Annotated in this window: 18 protein-coding genes; 12 read left to right on the top strand and 6 right to left on the bottom strand. The window is 31.7% G+C overall.

Going from position 1 to position 18,173, the window contains the following annotated elements:
* The first annotated feature begins 52 nt into the window (after positions 1 to 52).
* The 7 genes from KLA_RS14675 (at position 53) to KLA_RS14705 (ending at position 8,793) form a co-directional block, all read left to right on the top strand.
* Entirely contained in the window at positions 53 to 1,588 is a 1,536-nt protein-coding gene (locus KLA_RS14675) for a YifB family Mg chelatase-like AAA ATPase (RefSeq protein ID WP_013622575.1), read from the top strand.
* Positions 1,589 to 1,658: 70 nt separating this feature from the next.
* The gene (locus KLA_RS14680; protein WP_034646646.1) at positions 1,659 to 2,480 is read left to right on the top strand and encodes a GLPGLI family protein; all 822 of its coding nucleotides are present in this window, start codon (positions 1,659 to 1,661) and stop codon (positions 2,478 to 2,480) included.
* A 15-nt stretch (positions 2,481 to 2,495) separates the two neighbouring features.
* Positions 2,496 to 5,174 carry a hypothetical protein gene (locus KLA_RS14685; protein ID WP_034646647.1) on the top strand — a complete coding sequence of 893 codons (2,679 nt, stop codon included), beginning with the start codon at positions 2,496 to 2,498 and terminating at the stop codon, positions 5,172 to 5,174.
* A gap of 76 nt (positions 5,175 to 5,250) precedes the next feature.
* Positions 5,251 to 6,483, top strand: a complete 1,233-nt coding sequence (locus tag KLA_RS14690) for an Nramp family divalent metal transporter (RefSeq protein ID WP_034646648.1) — start codon at positions 5,251 to 5,253, stop codon at positions 6,481 to 6,483.
* The gene (gene pxpA / locus KLA_RS14695; RefSeq protein WP_034646649.1) at positions 6,483 to 7,223 is read left to right on the top strand and encodes a 5-oxoprolinase subunit PxpA; all 741 of its coding nucleotides are present in this window, start codon (positions 6,483 to 6,485) and stop codon (positions 7,221 to 7,223) included. The genes KLA_RS14690 and pxpA overlap by 1 nt, the downstream gene beginning before the upstream one ends.
* Before the next feature lie 3 nt (positions 7,224 to 7,226).
* Positions 7,227 to 7,955, top strand: a complete 729-nt coding sequence (gene pxpB / locus KLA_RS14700) for a 5-oxoprolinase subunit PxpB (protein WP_034646650.1) — start codon at positions 7,227 to 7,229, stop codon at positions 7,953 to 7,955.
* On the top strand, positions 7,948 to 8,793 hold the full coding sequence (locus KLA_RS14705) for a biotin-dependent carboxyltransferase family protein (protein WP_034646651.1): 846 nt from the start codon (positions 7,948 to 7,950) through the stop codon (positions 8,791 to 8,793). Before pxpB ends, KLA_RS14705 begins: the two co-directional genes overlap by 8 nt.
* Before the next feature lie 41 nt (positions 8,794 to 8,834).
* On the opposite strand, the gene KLA_RS14710 is transcribed toward KLA_RS14705, so the two are convergent.
* The 3 genes from KLA_RS14710 to KLA_RS14720 are packed head-to-tail and all read right to left on the bottom strand — an operon-like array spanning position 8,835 to position 10,820.
* Positions 8,835 to 9,599 (bottom strand): TIGR02757 family protein, encoded by a 765-nt coding sequence (locus tag KLA_RS14710; RefSeq protein ID WP_034646652.1) that lies wholly within the window; start codon positions 9,597 to 9,599, stop codon positions 8,835 to 8,837.
* Positions 9,599 to 10,156: a CPBP family intramembrane glutamic endopeptidase gene (locus KLA_RS14715; protein WP_034646653.1), complete on the bottom strand. Its 558-nt coding sequence runs from the start codon at positions 10,154 to 10,156 to the stop codon at positions 9,599 to 9,601. The genes KLA_RS14710 and KLA_RS14715 overlap by 1 nt, the downstream gene beginning before the upstream one ends.
* A gap of 1 nt (position 10,157) precedes the next feature.
* Positions 10,158 to 10,820, bottom strand: a complete 663-nt coding sequence (locus KLA_RS14720; RefSeq protein ID WP_013622566.1) for an ABC transporter ATP-binding protein — start codon at positions 10,818 to 10,820, stop codon at positions 10,158 to 10,160.
* A gap of 162 nt (positions 10,821 to 10,982) precedes the next feature.
* On the opposite strand from KLA_RS14720, the gene folE reads away from it, so the two are divergent.
* From folE to KLA_RS14745, 5 genes are read left to right on the top strand one after another with little or no spacing between them, the layout of a single operon-like run.
* Complete coding sequence (folE, locus tag KLA_RS14725; RefSeq protein ID WP_013622565.1) at positions 10,983 to 11,582, top strand: GTP cyclohydrolase I FolE; 600 nt, start codon at positions 10,983 to 10,985, stop codon at positions 11,580 to 11,582.
* A 54-nt stretch (positions 11,583 to 11,636) separates the two neighbouring features.
* A complete protein-coding gene (locus KLA_RS14730) occupies positions 11,637 to 11,939 on the top strand; it encodes a hypothetical protein (protein WP_013622564.1) in 303 nt (100 codons plus the stop codon).
* Between the two features lies 1 nt (position 11,940).
* The gene (locus tag KLA_RS14735) at positions 11,941 to 12,126 is read left to right on the top strand and encodes a hypothetical protein (RefSeq protein ID WP_013622563.1); all 186 of its coding nucleotides are present in this window, start codon (positions 11,941 to 11,943) and stop codon (positions 12,124 to 12,126) included.
* A gap of 21 nt (positions 12,127 to 12,147) precedes the next feature.
* Positions 12,148 to 13,368: a sulfite oxidase gene (locus KLA_RS14740; RefSeq protein WP_034646655.1), complete on the top strand. Its 1,221-nt coding sequence runs from the start codon at positions 12,148 to 12,150 to the stop codon at positions 13,366 to 13,368.
* Positions 13,368 to 13,850, top strand: a complete 483-nt coding sequence (locus tag KLA_RS14745; RefSeq protein WP_034646657.1) for a hypothetical protein — start codon at positions 13,368 to 13,370, stop codon at positions 13,848 to 13,850. The genes KLA_RS14740 and KLA_RS14745 overlap by 1 nt, the downstream gene beginning before the upstream one ends.
* Before the next feature lie 126 nt (positions 13,851 to 13,976).
* Here KLA_RS14745 and KLA_RS14750 read toward each other — a convergent pair whose 3' ends face one another.
* From KLA_RS14750 to KLA_RS14760, 3 genes are read right to left on the bottom strand one after another with little or no spacing between them, the layout of a single operon-like run.
* Positions 13,977 to 15,221 carry a hypothetical protein gene (locus tag KLA_RS14750; protein ID WP_034646659.1) on the bottom strand — a complete coding sequence of 415 codons (1,245 nt, stop codon included), beginning with the start codon at positions 15,219 to 15,221 and terminating at the stop codon, positions 13,977 to 13,979.
* A gap of 15 nt (positions 15,222 to 15,236) precedes the next feature.
* Positions 15,237 to 16,721: a calcineurin-like phosphoesterase C-terminal domain-containing protein gene (locus tag KLA_RS14755; RefSeq protein WP_034646660.1), complete on the bottom strand. Its 1,485-nt coding sequence runs from the start codon at positions 16,719 to 16,721 to the stop codon at positions 15,237 to 15,239.
* Between the two features lie 10 nt (positions 16,722 to 16,731).
* The gene (locus tag KLA_RS14760; protein ID WP_034646661.1) at positions 16,732 to 18,162 is read right to left on the bottom strand and encodes a SusD/RagB family nutrient-binding outer membrane lipoprotein; all 1,431 of its coding nucleotides are present in this window, start codon (positions 18,160 to 18,162) and stop codon (positions 16,732 to 16,734) included.
* Positions 18,163 to 18,173: the final 11 nt, after the last annotated feature.

Below are 18,173 nucleotides of genomic sequence, written 5' to 3' on the forward strand. Positions count from 1 at the left end.
AAACGTTAACTTTTAGAATATTTTTCTTACTTTTAAGAAAAATAAATAATTAATGCTTACAAAGGTTTTTGGTAGTGCTGTATTTGGTGTAGAGGCTACAACTATTACAGTAGAAGTTAATATTAACAAAGGTATTGGCTACCATTTAGTAGGTTTGCCAGACAATGCAATAAAAGAAAGTAACTACAGAATTGCTGCAGCTTTGCAGAATAATGGTTATAAAATTCCTGGAAAAAAAATAACTATAAATATGGCTCCCGCAGACCTACGTAAAGAAGGTTCTGCGTATGATTTAACTTTAGCATTAGGAATTTTAAGTGCATCCGGACAAATAAAATCAGACAATATAGAAAAGTATTTAATAATGGGTGAAATTTCCTTAGATGGTAGTTTACAACCCATAACTGGTGCTTTACCCATTGCAATAAAGGCTCAAGAAGAAGGTTTTGAAGGGTTTATTTTACCTAAACAAAATGTAAAAGAAGCTGCAATTGTGTCTGGCTTAAAAGTGTATGGTGTAGAAAAAATTACAGAAGTAATAGACTTTTTTGATAAAGATGTTCCTTTAGAGCAAACTATTGTAGATACTAGAACAGAGTTTTATAAAAGTTTAGATTTTCCTGAGTTTGATTTTTCTGATGTAAAAGGCCAAGAAAGTATTAAACGCAGTATGGAAATTGCAGCAGCTGGCGGACACAACATTATACTAATTGGTCCTCCTGGAGCAGGAAAAACAATGTTAGCCAAGCGTTTACCTTCTATTTTGCCTCCAATGACCCTGCACGAGGCTTTAGAAACCACAAAAATACACAGTGTAGTAGGTAAAATTAAAAATGCCGGACTAATGAACCAGCGTCCGTTTAGAAATCCACATCACACCATTAGCTCTGCTGCTTTAGTAGGCGGTGGAAGTTACCCGCAACCGGGTGAAATATCTTTATCGCATAACGGAGTTCTTTTCTTAGATGAGCTTCCTGAGTTTGAGCGTAAAGTGCTAGAGGTTATGCGTCAACCAATTGAAGATAGAGAGGTAACCATTGCTAGAGCACGTTTTACAGTAACCTATCCAAGTAGTTTTATGTTAGTTGCAAGTATGAATCCTAGTCCGGGTGGTTATTTTAATGATCCGGATGCTCCTGTAACATCTTCGCCTGCAGAAATGCAACGGTATTTAAGCAAAATATCAGGTCCGTTATTAGATCGTATAGATATACATATAGAAGTTACTCCCGTTCCTTTTGAAAAACTATCAGAAGAGCGTAAAGGAGAAAGTAGCGTAGAGATTAGAAAACGTGTTACTGCAGCAAGAGAAGTACAAACAAAACGTTTTGAAGCCTTAGAAAACATACACTACAACGCACAAATGAATACCAAACAAATACGAGAGTATTGTGTTTTAGATACACCGTCTAAAGAATTATTAAAAACAGCTATGGAGCGTTTAAACTTATCTGCTAGAGCGTATGACAGGATTTTAAAAGTAGCAAGAACAATATCCGATTTAGCGGGTTCAGAGGCTATTTTGGGTGATCATATTTCTGAGGCTATACAATACCGTAGTTTAGACAGAGAAGGGTGGTTAGGGTAGGTTTTAACATCTTATTACGAAAGAAAAATACTATATTCGTTTTTTTATGTTTTAAGACATTAAATACAGTATGAAAGAAAGAGTACTTAGTCTAATTTTTATTACAATTAGCTCATTTTATTTATTTGCACAGAAAGATTCTGTAAATATATATCAAATAGAGTATGAAAGAACTTTAACAATAGAAGAAGGTAAAAGACCTTTTATAGGTGTTTATGAGCTAAATAAATTTGTAGAGCTAAATAAGTCTATTTACACAAAAAAAAGCAAATTAAAAACTACAGAAGTTGTAACTACAGATGAAGATGACGATTCTAGATTTACTTTTACGCCAACAGGTAAAAATATTAGTACGTTATTTAAGGACTACAACAAAGGTGCTTTTTACTCTAAACATGAAGTTGCTTACAAATATTTTGTTGTTAAGGATAGTCTAAATATTTTTAATTGGAGCATACAAAATAATACTAAAGAAATTTTAGGTTTTAAATGCCAATTGGCAACAATGGACTTTAGAGGGAGAAAGTATGAGGCTTGGTTTACGCCTGATCTTCCTGTTGGTGGCCCTTATAAATATGATGGCTTACCAGGTATGATTTTAGAGCTGAAATCTATAGATAACTTTATATCTTTTAAACCTATAGGTATTAAAAATACCAAGGTAAAGTTAGCTGTTTTAGAAAACCCTTTTGGTACAAAAGACGCACTAACTTGGCAGGATTATAAAGACTTGTACAAGAAAAAAGCAATAGAGCTTTTAAGTTATAGGCCTAATGAAAATATTGGAGGTGTTGTATCTTCTAGAGGTGGTATTGAATTATATATAGATGAAGACGACAAAGAGTATAATGATGCACTAAATAAATACCATAAGAAATTTTCTAAAAATTAATAGCACACATAACTTTTGAAAAATTTCTTTTGTTCTAAAATTCTACTAATAACATTTCTTTTACTAGGTAGTATAGCATTAAGCTATTCACAAGTAATACAAGGTACTGTTACTACTAGTGATAATACACCTATAAACGCACAAATACTGTTAAAAGAACCTAGTAATAATAATGTAATTAAAGAGTTTATACTTGTTACTAAAGGGGCGTTTACTTATAAACTTAAAAAAAGTTACTCCACCAACAGTTTCTTTTTAACTGTTAAAGCCACAGGGTATACGGATTATACAGAGGAGATAAAAAGATTAAAACCATTAGATACATTAAATTTTAAGTTTGTATTGTTTAAAGAAAAAATTGAATATTTAAATGAAGTTGTAGTTGAAAAAAAGAAAGCATTTACAATAAAAGAAGATACTGTTACCTATAATGTAGATTCTTATGTAGATGGTACAGAAAGAAAAGTAGAAGACTTACTAAAGAAACTTCCGGGTATAGAGGTTGATAGTGGTACAGGTAATATTAGTTACAGGGGTAAATCTATAGAAACTGTCACAATTGAAGGAGATAATTTGTTTGATTACAATTATACTATAGGTACTAAAAATATAAATATAGATTTAATTGAAGAAATTGAAGCTATAGAAAACTACTCTGAAAACAAACTTTTAAAAGGAATTGAAAATAGTCAAAAAGTTGCTTTAAATTTAAAACTAAAAAAAGACAGAAGTGACATTTCTGGTAGTATAGATATTGGACTAGGTGGTTTTACTACTTCTAAAAAAAGCCCGCTAGATGTATCAACAAATTTATTAGCAATAAATAAAATACATAAATCTTTTGCTGTAGGTACTTACAATACTATTGGTAAAAATTCGTCTCCTTTTAATTATTCTGGTAATCAAATTACGCAAGAGCAGTTAAAGGATGAAAAATACTACGCTCAAAATATAATTCCAGAATATAATATTAATCAGGTTACTAATAACAATTTATCAAATCAAAATAGTCTGTTGTTTACTAATTTTAATAGTATTTATAAAGTAACTAATAAATTAAAAGCAAAAGTAAATTTATATTATTTGTCAGATAAAATTAACAGTAACCAGTTCTCAGAAAGTACTATAATTACTGGTGATGAGCAGTTTGCAATTTTTGATGATAACTATATAAACAAAAAACCTTTACAGTATAGAGGAGATTTAGAATTAAAGTACAACACATCTAAAACTTCTTTGTTAGAGTATAACGTTAGTTTTAGGGATGAAACGATAGATACTGAATATAGAACTATATCTAACCAAGAGAATGATTTTAATTCACTACTTAATACCCAAAATAAATTGTTTAAACAGAACTTGGAGTATACCAACAAGGTGTCAGAAAACAAGGCTTTACAGATTAATTTAGCAAATTCTTTTAATAATTTAGATCAAAATTTTACCATTGATCCTTCTGTTTTTAATACTGAAAATTTTAATAGTGATATACAAAGTAATTCTTCTAAAAAATACTACACGGCTTTTAAAACAGTTTTGTTAGGTAAAAGTAAAAAGAACAATAAATACAGTGTTTTAGTAGGATTTAATTTAGGTAAAGAAACTTTTTATTCTAATATAATTAGCAAAAATAACACGCAAGAGTTAGCGGTTGATGGAAGTTTAAATGATGTAAATTTTATTAAAAATAGCATATACACTCAAGGATCATATAATTGGAAAATAGGAAAATTTTCTTTTTCACCTAAACTTTCTTTTCAGCAACTTTATCAAGATTTAGAAGGCGCTACAAACCCCTTAGATGAAAATATTTTTATTTTTGAGCCTTCATTATCAGTGATGTATAAGTTTAATGGAAATTCGTATTTAAATTTAAATACAGGTTTTAATCAAAACACACAGGAAATTCAGAATGTATTTGAGAACCTAGTTTTAATTAGTAATCGTATGGTAAAAAATAATATTCCTGATATTACAACACGAAAAAATCAAAAATATAGTCTTATGTACTCTAAAAATGATCTTTTTAATCAGTTAACATTATCTTTTGGAGTGGATTACTTGAAGCAAAAAGGTAATTATTTCTCCAATACAGATATAAATGAAAACGCTATAAAAACAACAAGTTTTTTTCTAAATGAATACACAGATAATACTAGTTTTTTCTTTAATTTTTCAAAGTTAATACCATCAATAAAAACTAATTTCAAAATTTCATCAAACTATTCAATTTACAATTATAAAAACATCATTAATAATTCAGGATTAAGAGACAATAAAGCTCTTTATTTGTTTAATAGTCTTTTCTTAAAAACCGCTTTTAATTCATCAATTAATTTTGAGAATACAACTAAGTTTACTTATCAGGAAACCGTAAGCCAGAGTTTATTTGTAAATAAGTCTTTAGAAAATAATTTTAAACTACTATTTAAACCATCAAGGTCTATATTTAGTAGTGTTTCTTATAATTATTTTATTCCAAATTTTACCGACAAGGATACAACCAATTCATTCTTAAATTTTGATATAATGTATATACCTCAAAATAAAAATTGGCAATTGGGATTAAAAGGGGTTAATTTATTAGATAACACTTCATTTATACAGAGAAATGTAAATGAATTTTCTATTAACTCTCAAAAAACGAATCTACTAGGTAGATATTACTTGCTTAATTTTATGTATTCATTTTAATATTATACCTCTTTAAACTTTATATGCGTATAAGTTTTTTTATCTTTCAACTTACATTAAATAACCAAACTACAGAATGATAAAAAAATGGTTTAAAAACATTGGGCCAGGTCCGCTAATAGCAGCAGCTTTTATTGGTCCAGGAACTATTACAGTATGTACACTAGCGGGAGTTTATTTTGGGTTTGCATTGCTTTGGGCTATGGTACTTTCTATAGTTGCTACAATTGTTTTGCAAGAGATGTCTGCTAGAGTAGGTATTGTATCTCAAAAAGGACTAAGCAAAATTATACGTACAGAAATTAAAAATCCAATTGTAAAATGGTTTACCATAGTACTTATACTTTCTGCAATTGTTATTGGTAATGCTGTTTATGAGGCTGGTAATATAAGTGGTGGTATATTGGGTTTAGAGGCAATACTGGGAGATTCCTATGTAAATGTGGGGAGTTTTTCTTTTAATTATTTAAGTATTTTAATTGGTGTAATTGCTTTTGTATTACTATTTATTGGTAATTATAAGGTTTTAGAGAAAGCACTAATTTCTTTGGTTATAGCAATGAGCTTGGCTTTTTTAATTACCGCAATTATTACCAAACCAAACATAGCAGCTATTTTTAGTGGTATTTTTAAACCAACTTTACCTAAAGACGGTATATTAACAGTAATTGCTTTAATTGGTACAACTGTTGTGCCTTATAATTTGTTTTTACACGCATCATTGGTAAGTGAAAAATGGAAATCGGTTACCGACTTACAATATGCACGTAAAGATACCATTGTGGCTGTTATTTTAGGAGGTATAGTATCTATGTGTGTTATAATATCTGCTGCTGCAATACAAGGAAGTGACATTAATTCTGCTGCCGATTTAGCCAAAGGGCTAGAACCTTTGTTTGGTAGTTTTGCAAAGTACTTTTTAGCAATTGGTTTGTTTGCAGCAGGTATAACTAGTGCAATTACAGCTCCTTTAGCTGCGGCCTATGTTACTTGTGGTTGTTTAGGATGGTCTACAAACTTAAAATCATTAAAATTTAGAGCTGTTTGGATGTTTATTTTGTTTTTAGGCGTTGTATTTTCTTCATTAGGAATTAAACCTATTGACATTATAAAATTTGCTCAGATAGCAAACGGAATTTTACTACCAATTATAGCTGCTTTTTTATTATGGATAATGAATAAGGAGTCGGTTTTAGGTGTATACAAAAACAATATAAAACAAAATATACTAGGCTTTATAATTCTTGCAATTAGTATTTTACTATCTGTAGCAACTTTAAATAAAGTATTTTCTTTAAACTTATTTTAATGACAGTAAACACAATAGATATTAATGTAGATGTTGGTGAGGGAGTAGGTAATGAGTCGCAATTAATGCCTTATATTTCTTCCTGTAATATAGCTTGTGGCGGACACGCTGGTACTATAGATTTAATGATGCATATTGTTCGTTTAGCAAAAAAACATAACGTAAAAATAGGTGCACATCCTTCTTTTCCGGATAAAGAAAACTTTGGAAGGGTTGTAATGAAAATGAGTAACCAGGAGTTACTAAATTCTATTCAAAAACAACTACTAAACTTACTTACTATAATTGAAGAAGAACAAACTACTTTGCATCATATAAAGCCACACGGCGCATTGTACAATTTAGCAGCAGTAGATGAAAATGTAGCAAAAGTGATAGTAAAAGCTGTAAAAAACATCAATTTACCTGTAAAATTATATGTTCCTTATAATTCTGTAATAGCTAGTGTTGCTATAGAACAGGGTGTAGAAATTATGTTTGAGGCTTTTGCAGATCGTAATTATAATGATGATTTAACACTAGTTTCTAGATCACAAAAAAATGCAGTTATACAAGATTTTGATATGCTGTTTAATCACGTGTACGGTATGTTTTACAGTAAAAAGGTAGTTACTGTGCAAGGAACAATAAAAACAATTAAAGCAGATACGTTTTGTGTGCACGGAGACAACCCCAACGCGGTAAAAATTATAAAACAGTTAAAAGATAAATTAAAGAGTTTAAATATTGATGTTGCTTAACATATGACAACTAATATAAACTATAAAATATTTGGAGATACTTCTATTTTGGTAGAATGGCAGCCTGTTATTACAAAAGATATTTTACGTGATGTATTAGAGTTTAGATCTAAAATTGAAGCTTTTTACACATCAGGAATTCAGGTTACAACAGCATACAATTCTCTTTTAGTAGCTTTTGATGATGTTAAAGTAGACTTGCCTGTTGAAATTGAAACTCTAAAAACAATATATCTTGATAAATCCAAATTAAACGTTAGTAATTATAAGCTTTGGAAAATTCCTGTTTGTTATGATGATGAATTTGGAATAGACCTTAAAGAAATAGCTGCGGAGAAAAATAGTAGTGTAGACCAAATTATAGCACTGCATACTAAAACCGTATATACTGTATATTTTGTGGGTTTTTTACCTGGATTTTTATATCTAGGAGGGTTGCCAAAAGAAATAGCAATGCCCAGAAAAGCAACACCGCGTTTAAAAATAGAAAAAGGTGCGGTGGCAATAGGAGGTAACCAAACGGGAGTTTACCCTGTAGAAAGCCCTGGAGGTTGGAATATTATTGGTAACTCGCCACTTCCTTTTTTTGATGTAACCAAAGATGTTCCTTGTTTTGCTAAACCAGGAGATGCTATTCAGTTTTATTCGGTTACAAAAAAGAAGTATGATGATATTAAAACTTTAGTAAATGCTGATGTTTTTCAAATAGAAAGTGAGGATTACAATGGTTAAAGTATTGCAAACAGGTTTTTTTACCTCGGTACAAGATTTAGGTAGGTTTGGCTACCAGCAATACGGAGTGCCTTACGCAGGTGTAATGGATGAAAGAGCTGCTTTAATAGCTAATTTGTTATTAGGAAATGCTAAAAATAATGCCGTTTTAGAGTTTACAATGACAGGTCCAAAACTTCAGTTTTTATGTACCACTAAAATATGTATTTCAGGAGGGGATTTTCAGCCAAAATTAAATAGCATACCTATAAATAATAATAGTGTAATTGTTGTAAAAAAGAACGATATTTTGTCTTTTGGAGCAAAAAAGAGTGGTTTTAGAGGTTATATAGCTATTTTAGGCGGATTTTTAACTGATGTTGTTATGAAAAGTAGAAGTATGTTTAAAAACGTTACTCAGCATCAAACCATACAAAAAAATCTTCTTTTACCTATTAAAAATGCTGTAACTATAGAAAAACAATCAAACGCTAGTTTAGCTGTAAATAATGTTTATTTAGAAGAAAAAATCATTACCGCGCATAAAGGGCCAGAGTTTCATAAGTTAACTATTCAACAACAGAAAAAACTATTAAATGCAGGGTTTACGGTTTCAAAAAATAATAGTAGAATGGCATACCAACTAACAGAGCTTTTGCCTAATACTTTAGAACCTATAATAACATCCGTAGTATTGCCAGGAACAGTACAGCTAACTCCGTCTGGGCAACTTATAATTTTAATGAAAGATTGCCAAACCACAGGTGGTTACCCAAGAGTGTTGCAATTATCAAACACCGCAATAAATATACTAGCTCAGAAATTTACTGGAGATGAACTTGTTTTTAGTTTAATATAAATAAGAGATAATAGAAAATAGAGAAAAACTAAAAATCTAATCTAAAACCCTTCAAAAACTCCAAGTCCAAACAAAGCAAAGTCGTACTTAGATGGGTCTTTAGGATCTAGTTTACGCAAGCTTTTATCTAATTCAGCTAACGCTTTAGCATCATTCTGTTTTCGTTTTAGCAACCCTAATTTACGGGCAACGTTGCCAGAGTGTACATCTAGGGGGCAAGAGAGTAGTGCGGGGTCAATGGTTTTCCAAATACCAAAATCTACATTTGTGTTTGAGTCTCGTACCATCCAGCGTAAAAACATATTAATACGTTTAGCAGCAGAACCTTTTAAAGGGTCAGATATATGTTTTGTGGTACGTAAAGGGTGTTCTATTTCAAAAAAAGTAGCTTTAAATTTAGAAATAGCAGTTTGTAAGTCGTTTTCTTTGGTATGCGTTTTAAAAACAGCTTCTAAGCCACCGTGATTTGTATAAATGTTTTTTAAACTCTGTACAAAAAAAGCAAAATCGGTTTCATTAAATGTACGGTGTACAAAACCTTTAAAATTACCCAAATCATCATCAGAATGGTTTAAAACAAAATCGTGAGGAGAGTTGTGCATAAGAGCCATCATTTTATCCGCATTTTTAATAATACTCTTACGGTTTCCCCAAGCTATAGTTGCCGTTAAAAAACCAGCAATTTCAATATCTTCTTTTTTTGTAAAACGATGCGGAATCTGTAGTGGATCTGAATTTATAAAATCTGGATTGTTGTATTGTACAACCTTAACATCTAAAAACTCTTTTAACTCAGCTTTTGTCATTATTCTATAGGAAGTTCTAAAAGTTTAATAAGTGCCAAAGGTAAAAACAGAATAAAGTTGTGGCAAGCGTGTAGCGCAATAGACCAAATTAGACCAAATTTTATTCTAATAAAGCCAGCAAAAGTACCTAAAACTAGTTGTGGAGCAACTAAAAAAGGCGACAATACAAGTGCCATTGGTGTAATTTCAAAATTACTAATGTGTACTGCGCCAAATAATAAAATAGATACATAAAGAGCTATTTTAAACCTTTTGGTTTCTTTAAAAAAAGCAAGCGGACCTCTAAAAAGCAACTCTTCAAACAAAGGTGCAACTATAACAATTAATAAAAAAAGCATAGGAGTAGTATAATCATCCATAGCAGAGCTTAAAGCGTGCTCATTAGGTCCTAAAATACCTGTTGTTTCCCAAATAGAGTTAAAAACAACAATACCAATACCTATTAATATGCCCCAAAAAAGCAGCTTAATAAAGGTTACAAATCTATACCCAAAGTCTGTATTTTCATCTGGTGTATTGGTAGGATTTTTTAAAAAAGCGAAAACTATTTTTAGCATATTATGATGTTATTTGTCCGTCTACCATTACCAATTTTCTATCTGCCATATCTGCTAACTCTTGGTTATGAGTAACAATTACAAACGTTTGGCCAAACTCATCTCGTAATTTAAAAAACAGTTTGTGTAAGTTGTCTGCACTTTCAGAATCTAAGTTACCACTAGGCTCATCTGCAAAAATAATAGAAGGATTATTTATTAAAGCTCTTGCAACAGCTACTCGTTGTTGTTCTCCTCCAGATAGCTCACTAGGTTTGTGATGGTATCTATGAGAAAGTCCTAGAAAATCTAAAAGTTCTTTTCCTCTTTTTTCGGCAGTTTCTTTAGTTGTTTTTTTTATAAAAGCAGGGATACAAACATTTTCTAAAGCTGTAAACTCTGGTAATAGCTGGTGAAACTGAAAAATAAAGCCAATATGCTCATTTCTAAATTTAGCTAGTTCTTTATCTTTTAATGTGGTAATGTCTGTATTCTTAATTATTAATTCACTAGATGCTGTTTTAGAAATAGCATCTAATGTACCAAGTATTTGAAGTAATGTTGTTTTACCTGCCCCAGAAGAACCAACTATAGATACAATTTCATTTTCTTTTATATGAATATCTAAACCTTTTAAAACCTGAAGGTCTCCGTAAAACTTTTGAATATTTTTAGCTTTTATCATTCCCTATCTTTTTCGCCAATGAAAGTACTCATTAGCGTTGATATGGCAAAAATAAATAAAAGAAAGCGGTATTCAATTTTAATACCTATTTTTGAATAAATAGAGCATTTTGCTTTAAAATTAGTGCACAGCATAATGAAACGAGTACAAAACAATATATAGATGTCTTTTTATAAAAATTTTGAAGAATACAATTTAGAAGCAACCGAATCTGTAAAAGAAAAATACGCTAAAATAATTGAAGGTGTAGGTGAAGATGTTAGTAGAGAAGGTTTGGTAAAAACCCCAGAGAGAGCAGCAAAAGCTATGATGTTTTTAACACAAGGGTATGAGCAAGACCCTGTAGAGATATTAAAAGCTGCAATGTTTAAAGAAGATTATGATGATATGGTTATTATTAAAGATATAGAATTATACTCTTTATGTGAGCACCATATGTTGCCCTTTTTTGGAAAGGCACACGTAGCATATATACCAAACGGACATATTGTTGGGTTAAGCAAAATACCTAGAATTGTAGACGTTTTTGCAAGAAGGTTACAAGTGCAAGAACGTTTAACTCACGATATTTTAGAATGTTTAAATAATACCTTAAAACCACAAGGGGTTGCAGTTGTTATAGAAGCATCTCATATGTGTATGATGATGCGTGGCGTGCAAAAACAAAATTCTGTAACCACAACATCTGGTTTTAGAGGTCAGTTTGAGAAGCAAGAAACGCGTAATGAGTTTTTAAAGTTAATTAGTTCAGACCTATCATAACAAACAGTGGCATTACTTTTGTATATTAGTAGGTAAACACTAACTTTTTTTAATATGACAAATACTAAAAATACAAAATACAGAGACCTATTTTTAGGACTTCTTTTTGACGCCGTAGGTATGCTTTCTTTTTCTGTTTTAGGAATAGGAGAGTTTTCTGATGTTATTTGGGCGCCACTATCATTTTGGCTAATGACCAGAATGTATAAAGGTGCTGCAGGTAAAGCAGCTGGTATGGCATCTTTTGTAGAAGAACTAATACCTGGCACAGATTTTATACCTTCTTTTACCATTATGTGGTTTTATACCTACGTTATAAGTGGCTCAAAACTAGGAGATGTGCTAGAAAAAAAATAGTATGAGTAAAAAAATTATACCATTTATTGTAATATTCTTCTGTTTATTACTAATTTTAATGCACCTACTTACTGCAGATTTTAACAATTTAAGCATTGGTTTTTATGTGGGTATTGCATCCGCTACAATAGTTACTATTGCAATGATTTTTAACATAAGAGCAAGAAATAGGGGAGAAATTGAGTAATAATTTGATCTTATAACTAATTTGAAAAGAAGAAATTTTGTTAAAAAGGCTTCCTTAACTACTATGGCAGGGATTATTGGAGCCGATATTGTTTTTGGTTCTAAAATGCCAGTAAATTACCAACCTTTAGCTTTACAAGAAACAGATCCGTTTACCTTGTTTAATTTAGATAAGGAAATGGTTGTTTTAAACGATAAGCCTTGGAATATTGAAGCTAAAGCACATTTGCTAGATGAAAAAGTAACATCTAACAAAAATATGTTTATTAGAAATAATGGTATTCCGCCAGAAAATATAGACATCTCTAAATGGACACTTACCATAGATGGCGAATCTGTACAGCAGAAAAAAACATATACTTTATCAGAATTAAAATCTAAATTTAAACAGTATACTTACCAATTAACAATAGAGTGTGGTGGTAATGGTAGATCTGAGTTTAACCCGCCTGCTAAAGGAAACCAGTGGACTGTTGGTGCGGTGTCTTGTGCAAGTTGGACAGGAGTTAGACTTAAAGATATACTTGATGATGTAGGTATTAAAGATTCTGCCGTTTATATTGGGTACCACGCAGCAGACTCCCATATTAGTAGAGATCCTAACAAAGAGCCTATCTCTAGAGGCGTGCCAATGAGCAAAGCTTTGCAAGATGAAACTTTGGTTGCTTTTAAAATGAACGGTAAAGATATACCAGCGGCTCACGGTTATCCTTTACGTTTGGTATGTGGTGGTTGGCCAGCATCTACATCTGGCAAATGGCTAAATGGTATTAGTGTACGAAACAAAGAACATGATGGAGCTAAAATGAAAGCTCCGGCTTACAGAGTACCAAAAAATCCGGTTGCACCAGGAGAAAAGGTTAAAGACGAGGATATGAAAATTATAGAGTCTATGCCTGTAAAATCTTTAATAACTTATCCTAAATCTGGAGCAATGATAGATTTGGGTAAAAAACTAAACATTCGCGGACACGCTTGGGCAGGAGAGTTAGAGGTAATTAAAATGGAGTTTTCTATAGACTTTGGTGCTACCTGGCATACTTGTACTGTAGAAAAACCTGTAAACAGGTTAGCGTGGCAGCATTTTAATGCAGCAATTACATTTCCAGAAAAAGGGTATTATGAAGTTTGGGCTAGGGCAACAGATGCAAATAATGTAGCACAGCCAATGCTTGTACCTGGCTGGAACCCAAAAGGATATTTAAACAATGCTTGTCATAGAATAGCTGTAAAAGTGAAATAATGAGCGAAGAAAACAAGTTTAAAAATCAGGTTAAGCAAATATACAGAATGCTTGTTGTAATTTGGTGTGTAGTACTTTTAGGAGTAGTATTTGCTATTTATGCACTAGTAGATCCAAATTTTTCTGCTTTTAATACAGATGAAGAATTGCAAGCTGTTGTAGTAGAAAATACTATTGAAGAAGATGATTGGGACAAAATTGAAAATGGTATACACTTAAGAACAGGTTTTGTAGAGGATGATGGGTTAATGACTGTGGTGAATAATTGTACTAGTTGCCATTCTGCCAAAATGGTTACTCAAAACAGGATGACTAAAGAACGATGGATAGCTACAATTAGATGGATGCAAGAAACCCAAAACCTTTGGGATTTAGGTAATAATGAAGAGATTATAGTAAACTACTTAGCTAAAAATTACGCACCCAAAAGTATGGGTAGACGTGCTAATTTAGAAAATATTGAATGGTATAATCTAAACTAATTTACCACTTGTTATTAGCAGGTTTAAAACTTATTAAATGACCTTGTTTAAAGTTTTTATTTAAATCTAAGCCCTTAAGAAAATACTCTAAGGGCTGTAGACAACTATTAACGAAAAAACTAAAAATTAATCATAGTCAGAGTAACGTACGGCAAATACTGTTCTGTTTTCTTCGCCATACTTAGAGGTTTCATACTCTGTTAAATTCCATAATAAGCCTGTGCTTTTCTCAAGGTAAAAATCCTCAGCTCCATGTGGCCATCTATATCTTGTTCCAGATGCTTCACCGTCTGTGTAACGCACTAATCTTGCTGTAGAACCTTTATAACTACTTTTACCTGTAACAGTAAAAACACTTGTACTATCTTTTCTGTAAACACCTTGTATGTTGTATAGTGGTCCGTTATTACCTGATGCATTATCTTTAGGAACACTTATTTCTGCCGGTATGTAAGTATCAATATCTCCGTTGCTTGTTAGGTTAAACCCGTAAACAGAAGGTATAATACTGCTGTTACTAGTTTTATATTGTGATGTGTAAAGCATATTATTACCAGTGGTGTTTTCTCCTAATGATACACAAGAAAAAGGATCTCCATCTAAAATATCATAATATCCAGATTGCGGTAAAATATACCCATAATTAAAAGCTTTTAAATCTCCGTTTGCGTCTTGGCCAATTTTGTTTTTGGTATTGTCTGAACTAGCAGCTATAATATTATTTAAATCAAAAACACGTAATCCTAAACTAGTAGAAGCTACATATATTTTCTGATTTGCATAAGCTACACCACCAGCGTGTATGGTAACTGGTGCAAACAAATTTAATTGATCATAACTATTTGTAGCCTTAAATAACTTAGGGTTACTAATGTTGTTTTTGTCTTGTACTAATAGTATATGGCGGTAAGTTATGCTGCTTGGGTTTGTGATATCTACTAAAGAAATTCTAACTCCTTTATGTTGGTTTTCAACTCCGTCTATATTAGATGGACCAATACCATACCAAGTTGTTAGTAAAAATCGTTTTTGATTCCACGTAAAACCTGTTATTCCTTGTGGTCTCCAATCTGTAGTGTTTTGGTCACCAGTATTCCATTTAAAACCTAATACTTGGTTATCTTCTGGAATATTAAAACCATAAACTTGGTTGTAGCCAGCAGTTGTAGCATTCCTGTTTAGGCTAATATCTGTTGGGTTAAGGAAAGTTTCTGTACTTAAAGAGTTTATAAAAGCACTTTCATCTACGTAGTTAATACCTGTATTAGGAGGGGTAGCTACAGCGTCCTCTGTTGTGTCTATTGCCTCTGTTTGGCAACTTATTGCAGTAAAAGCAGCGCATAATACACTTATAATTATATGTTTTTTCATAATGTTTTTGTAATGTTATACTGTTTGTGAGTATTTATTTCCAAACCTATCTGTAACCTCAACAGTAATAGTTTTTGCTTTTTCATTTGGGGTAAAAAAGAACATATGATCATTTAGTTGTGGCTCTACCCATGATCTTCTTTTAGGTAATTTTGGTCCAGTATGTAGTTTAATACTAAGCGGATCTAAAGCCATAATTTTAGATACGTCAGTTTTTTTAATTCCGTCTTCATACCAACAAATTTGCCATTCCGGATCCCAGTTCCACACATTTAAACACCATTTATCCTTATGGTCTGGATGTTCTCCTTTTTTATAGACTGTAAACTGGTAATTTTTATCGTGTCCAATAGATTTATAATACCATTTAAAATCTGAACCTTTTGCAGAGTATACGCCATAGCCACTAGGAGTTCCGTCCCAACAAATAGGGCCACTCCACCAAGCACCACAAACGGTTCCATGACAATGCTCAAACCTGTTTTTAGCAACCATATTATCATTAAAATGAGTATGACCAGACATTATATGAGTATTATAAGGTTCTAGTATTTTGTATAAATATGCTCTGTTACTAACAACACCTCCCATTACATCTCTTTCTGGATAACGGCGTACTGCACCGGTATAAGTTGGTATATGTAATGATACCACAACTGTTGTTCCTGGTTCTACAAAACTTAAGTCTTGCTCTAACCAAGCAAGTTGTTCTTCATTTATATAACCAATGTATTTTTTATCCTGACCAATAAAAAATACATCGTCTAAAACAACATAGTGTATTTCTCCACGATTAAAAGAGTAGTATGTTGGACCAAAAAGAGACTCAAAGGTAGTTGTTGTCATTTTATCACTACGCACATTTAAATCCATATCATGATTACCAATAACTTGGTAAAAAGGTACATTTGTATTTTTTATAGATTGGTTATAGTCTTTAAATAATTCTAGTTTATCAAAAACTAAGTCGCCACACCCAATACCAAATGTATTAGGATGATTTAGCTCTTTTACGGTATTAATAAAATCTGGTGTAGCAACGTCTAACAATTGCTGGGCCTCATATTTACTTTGTATTTGAGGGTCTGCAAGTAATAAAAAATGATGTTCATTATCTGAAACTACACTAGGTGTTAGTTGAAACAAAAACTCATTATTTTTTTTAGTAGCATCTATAGGTTTAAAAAAATCTGCAGAACCATTGTCTAGTTGGTTTATTTTATACCCTGCAGGTTGTGTAATGTATACAAACTTTCTGTTGTTATTGCTTAAAAAATTAAAATTACCATTTTGGTCTGTAAGCACAATTTGCTGTCCGTCTGTAACTTGAACATTAGCAACTCCTTTACCATTTGTAGTAACTCGTCCATTAATTTTAATGGGCTTATTGGTTACTAATTGCTCTTTGGTATTTGCAAAAATGGGAGATAAGCCACCAATTGTAGATATACCACCAGCAGTAATTCCTAATTTTTTTAAAAATTTTCTTCTATTTTCCATTATGTGCTTTTTAGTTGTTATCCCACCAAACTTTTACATTAATTTCATTACCTCCAATACGGTTTACAGCTTCTTGGTAATTGTCGCTATTTAAAGTACTAGCAGCAATTGGATAGAAAAAGCGACTTGGCATTTTTTTGTCATTAAACATAGCATCAGTAGTAGGTAAAACAGGAAACCCAGTTCTTCTGTGCTCAAACCAAGATTGATAATCTGTTAAATATAAAGCGTAGTATTTTTGTAACATTATGCGTTCTAGCGTATTATTGTAAGCTGCATTTGAATTGTTAAAATAGTCATTAGGAACCTCTGCTCCCCATAATTCTATAGCAGCAGTAACACCGTTGTTATAAGCAATTTCTGCATTAGTTAAATAGCCTTTTTGTGCTAGTTCAGCTTTAATAAATTCTACTTCTGAATATGTCATAAGAGGAATAATCATTGGAGCTATTATTTGCTCTTGGTTTATACCAGAAGCACTAGCAATATTGTCTGGTAACGGATTATTACTAAAATCTATAGGTTGACCAATGTATCCTAAATCTTCATCATTTATACCTCTTGCTGGTGTAGCGTATATGCTTCTACGCGGGTCGTTAAATTTGTTTAAATTATCTATAAAAAAATCTCCATAATACCTAAATAAACCAAAATCTGAAGCTCTGTCCCAAGGAGATAGGTTAGGGGCTTCACCTGTTACGTTTAATACAGCTGCATCTTCATTAGAAGTAAAAACAGGATATTTGCTAGGGTTATTTAGTATTGAAACCATTTCTTGGTAAGTGTCTTTTTTACCAGAAATACGTAGTAGTAAGCGTAAGCGTAATGAGTTTGTAAACTTTTGCCATTTAGTTACATCATTATCAAAAAGAATATCATTTTCATAAACCATACCCACAGATGTATCATACAAATTATTAGCCTGTTCTAAATTTGCTAATAACTGTGTGTATATTTCTTCTTGTGTACTAAATTTAGGGAAAAGAATACCAGTTTCAGCTTGTAAAGCTTCGGTCATAGGAATATCACCAAAAGTATCTGTTAGTATAGAGAAAGCATAGGTTTTTAAGGTTAAAGCAACCGCCTGGTAGTTTACTTTTTCTTCTAATACAGCAGCTTTTTCCATTTCTACAATATTGGTAAGCGCTTTGTAATAATCTCTCCATAAAGAGGCGCCTATATCTGTTCTTAAGTCATATAAAAATGGTTGTCCAGATAAATCATCTATTCTATAAAAAACCTGCATTAGGCCAAAATTGTTATTACGAGCTTCATTAGCATTACGTACTGCTAAGGAATAAATAATTGGATTAATAGCGCTACCAGCTGTTATGTTTTCTAGCTTGTTTGGATCTGTATTTGTTTCTTCAAAATCTGATGTACAAGAAATTAGTTGCACTAAGATTAAACTTGAAAAAAGTAAAAATTTTATAGTTTTCATAGTATATATTG

It is taken from the genome of Cellulophaga geojensis KL-A (assembly GCF_000568425.1).
GTDB lineage: Bacteria > Bacteroidota > Bacteroidia > Flavobacteriales > Flavobacteriaceae > Cellulophaga > Cellulophaga lytica.

Coding starts and splice junctions, on each gene's coding strand:
- KLA_RS14675 (WP_013622575.1), top strand. CDS start 53: ATGCTTACAAAGGTTTTTGGTAGTGCTGTATTTGGTGTAGAGGCTACA.
- KLA_RS14680 (WP_034646646.1), top strand. CDS start 1,659: ATGAAAGAAAGAGTACTTAGTCTAATTTTTATTACAATTAGCTCATTT.
- KLA_RS14690 (WP_034646648.1), top strand. CDS start 5,251: ATGATAAAAAAATGGTTTAAAAACATTGGGCCAGGTCCGCTAATAGCA.
- pxpA (WP_034646649.1), top strand. CDS start 6,483: ATGACAGTAAACACAATAGATATTAATGTAGATGTTGGTGAGGGAGTA.
- pxpB (WP_034646650.1), top strand. CDS start 7,227: ATGACAACTAATATAAACTATAAAATATTTGGAGATACTTCTATTTTG.
- KLA_RS14705 (WP_034646651.1), top strand. CDS start 7,948: ATGGTTAAAGTATTGCAAACAGGTTTTTTTACCTCGGTACAAGATTTA.
- KLA_RS14710 (WP_034646652.1), bottom strand. CDS start 9,599: ATGACAAAAGCTGAGTTAAAAGAGTTTTTAGATGTTAAGGTTGTACAA.
- KLA_RS14715 (WP_034646653.1), bottom strand. CDS start 10,156: ATGCTAAAAATAGTTTTCGCTTTTTTAAAAAATCCTACCAATACACCA.
- KLA_RS14720 (WP_013622566.1), bottom strand. CDS start 10,820: ATGATAAAAGCTAAAAATATTCAAAAGTTTTACGGAGACCTTCAGGTT.
- folE (WP_013622565.1), top strand. CDS start 10,983: ATGTCTTTTTATAAAAATTTTGAAGAATACAATTTAGAAGCAACCGAA.
- KLA_RS14730 (WP_013622564.1), top strand. CDS start 11,637: ATGACAAATACTAAAAATACAAAATACAGAGACCTATTTTTAGGACTT.
- KLA_RS14735 (WP_013622563.1), top strand. CDS start 11,941: ATGAGTAAAAAAATTATACCATTTATTGTAATATTCTTCTGTTTATTA.
- KLA_RS14745 (WP_034646657.1), top strand. CDS start 13,368: ATGAGCGAAGAAAACAAGTTTAAAAATCAGGTTAAGCAAATATACAGA.
- KLA_RS14750 (WP_034646659.1), bottom strand. CDS start 15,221: ATGAAAAAACATATAATTATAAGTGTATTATGCGCTGCTTTTACTGCA.
- KLA_RS14755 (WP_034646660.1), bottom strand. CDS start 16,721: ATGGAAAATAGAAGAAAATTTTTAAAAAAATTAGGAATTACTGCTGGT.
- KLA_RS14760 (WP_034646661.1), bottom strand. CDS start 18,162: ATGAAAACTATAAAATTTTTACTTTTTTCAAGTTTAATCTTAGTGCAA.